Below are 3,245 nucleotides of genomic sequence, written 5' to 3' on the forward strand. Positions count from 1 at the left end.
TATTTGAAGAAATCTCAATTCAATGTTTGGATTGTGTTCTTTTGATACTTTTGATTTTGTACTTAGTTAGTCAAGGTTAATATCTTTGATTTTATCTGTGTGTAAGTTATTAAGGGCACACGGTGGATGCCTTGGCACTAGAAGCCGATGAAGGACGTGTGAATCTGCGAAAAGCCTGGGGGAGCCGATAACAGGGCGTTGATCCCAGGGTGTCCGAATGGGGAAACCCAGCAAGCCATCATGGTTTGTTACCACCAGTTGAATGTATAGGCTGGTTGGAGGGAACGAGGGGAAGTGAAACATCTCAGTACCCTCAGGAAGAGAAAATAACAAATGATTCTGTGAGTAGTGGCGAGCGAAAGCGGAAGAGACTAAACCTGTGGTGTGTGATACCGGTTGAGGGTTGCATCATGGGGGTTGTGGGAGTACGCATGGCAGTTTCAACCAGCTGCCAACGTGATGTTCTAGCATGTAGGTGAACGCCTTGGGATGGGCGACCGGAGAGGGTGAGAGTCCTGTAATCGTCATGTGTTAGACCGCGTGTGTGCCACCCGAGTAGCACGGGGCTCGTGGAATCTCGTGTGAATCTGCCAGGACCACCTGGTAAGTCTAAATACTTTCTAGTGACCGATAGTGAATCAGTACCGTGAGGGAATGGTGAAAAGTACCCCGGGAGGGGAGTGAAATAGTACCTGAAACCGTGTGCTTACAAGCCGTTGGAGCCTTGTGGGGTGACAGCGTGCCTTTTGAAGAATGAGCCTGCGAGTTAGTGTTCTGTCGCGAGGTTAACCCGTGTGGGGAAGCCGTAGCGAAAGCGAGTCTGAAGAGGGCGAGTTGAGTGGCAGGATCTAGACCCGAAGCGGAGTGATCTATCCATGGCCAGGTTGAAGCGACGGTAAGACGTCGTGGAGGACCGAACCCACTTCAGTTGAAAATGGAGGGGATGAGCTGTGGATAGGGGTGAAAGGCCAATCAAACTCTGTGATAGCTGGTTCTCCCCGAAATGCATTTAGGTGCAGCGTTACGTGTTTCTTGCCGGAGGTAGAGCTACTGGATGGCCGATGGGCCCCACAGGGTTACTGACGTCAGCTAAACTCCGAATGCCGGTAAGTGAGAGCGTAGCAGTGAGACAGTGGGGGATAAGCTTCATTGTCGAGAGGGAAACAGCCCAGACCATCAACTAAGGTCCCTAAGCGTGTACTAAGTGGGAAAGGATGTGGAGTTGCTTAGACAACCAGGAGGTTGGCTTAGAAGCAGCCACCCTTGAAAGAGTGCGTAATAGCTCACTGGTCAAGTGATTCTGCGCCGATAATGTAGCGGGGCTCAAGTACACCACCGAAGTTATGGCAATCAGTTTTTATGACTGGTTGGGTAGGGGAGCGTCGTGTATCCAGTGAAGCTGCGGTGTAAACCAGTGGTGGAGGGTATGCGAGTGAGAATGCAGGCATGAGTAGCGAATCACGGGTGAGAAACCCGTGCGCCGGATGATCAAGGGTTCCAGGGTCAAGCTAATCTGCCCTGGGTTAGTCGGGGCCTAAGGCGAGGCCGACAGGCGTAGTCGATGGATAACGGGTTGATATTCCCGTACCGGTGAAAAACCGCCCATACTGATATTTTGATGCTAACTGTGAGAAGCTGTTTGTAACCCTGCCACTTGTGGTGGGGAGCTTGTGGTGGACTGCAGGACCCGATTTTTGGAGGTAAACGTATTAACAGGTGTGACGCAGGAAGGTAGCTAAGCCACGCGATGGTTGTCGTGGTCTAAGCGTGTAGGGTATCCGGTTGTTAAATGCGCCGGTGTTGGCCTGAGACGTGATGGGACCCCGTTTGTGGGGGATTTGGTGATCCTATGCTGCCGAGAAAAGCATCGACGTGAGGTTTTAGCCGCCCGTACCCGAAACCGACACAGGTGATCAGGTAGAGAATACTAAGGCGATCGAGAGAATCATGGTTAAGGAACTCGGCAAAATGTCCCCGTAACTTCGGGAGAAGGGGAGCCTTGAGCGTGAGCGGTCCGTGCGGCCGTGAGCGTGTATGGGTCGCAGAGAATTGGGGGAAGCGACTGTTTATCAAAAACACAGGTCCGTGCGAAGTCGTAAGACGATGTATACGGACTGACTCCTGCCCGGTGCTGGAAGGTTAAGAGGATTGGTTAGCCCGCTTTTTGTGGGCGAAGCTGAGAATTTAAGCCCCAGTAAACGGCGGTGGTAACTATAACCATCCTAAGGTAGCGAAATTCCTTGTCGGGTAAGTTCCGACCTGCACGAATGGAGTAACGACTTCCCTACTGTCTCAACCATGAACTCGGCGAAATTGCAGTACGAGTAAAGATGCTCGTTTCGCGCAGCAGGACGGAAAGACCCCGTGACCTTTACTATAGTTTGGTATTGGTGTTCGGTGCGGCTTGTGTAGGATAGGTGGGAGACTGTGAAGCTGGCACGCTAGTGTTAGTGGAGTCGTTGTTGAAATACCACTCTGGTCGCTCTGGATGTCTAACTTCGGCCCGTGATCCGGGTCAGGGACAGTGCCTGATGGGTAGTTTAACTGGGGCGGTTGCCTCCCAAAAAGTAACGGAGGCGCCCAAAGGTTCCCTCAGCCTGGTTGGCAATCAGGTGTTGAGTGTAAGTGCACAAGGGAGCTTGACTGTGAGACTGGCAGGTCGAGCAGGGACGAAAGTCGGGACTAGTGATCCGGCGGTACGTTGTGGAACGGCCGTCGCTCAACGGATAAAAGGTACCTCGGGGATAACAGGCTGATCTTGCCCAAGAGTCCATATCGACGGCATGGTTTGGCACCTCGATGTCGGCTCGTCGCATCCTGGGGCTGGAGTTGGTCCCAAGGGTTGGGCTGTTCGCCCATTAAAGCGGTACGCGAGCTGGGTTCAGAACGTCGTGAGACAGTTCGGTCCCTATCCGCTGCGCGCGTTGGAAATTTGAGAAAGGCTGTCCTTAGTACGAGAGGACCGGGACGGACGAACCTCTGGTATGTCAGTTGTACCGCCAGGTGCATGGCTGATTGGCTACGTTCGGGAGGGATAACCGCTGAAAGCATCTAAGCGGGAAGCCTGTTTCGAGATGAGATTTCCTGGTGGCCTTTGGGTCACGTGAGGATCCCTATAGATGATGGGGTTGATAGGCCAGGTATGGACGCGGGGAATGCCCGTGGAGTTGACTGGTACTAATAGTCCGAAGGCTTACACTTTTTTCTGGGTATGTTTGTTGTTTGCGTCCACTGTATGGTTTTGA

The 3,245-nt window shown here is 52.4% G+C and carries 1 rRNA gene; it reads left to right on the forward strand.

Annotation, left to right across the window (positions count from 1 at the left end):
- Positions 1-99: 99 nt before the first annotated feature.
- Positions 100-3,201: ribosomal RNA gene (locus ACED87_RS09330) — 23S ribosomal RNA — on the forward strand.
- Positions 3,202-3,245: the final 44 nt, after the last annotated feature.

Source organism: Rothia sp. 32237D007AR (assembly GCF_053544675.1).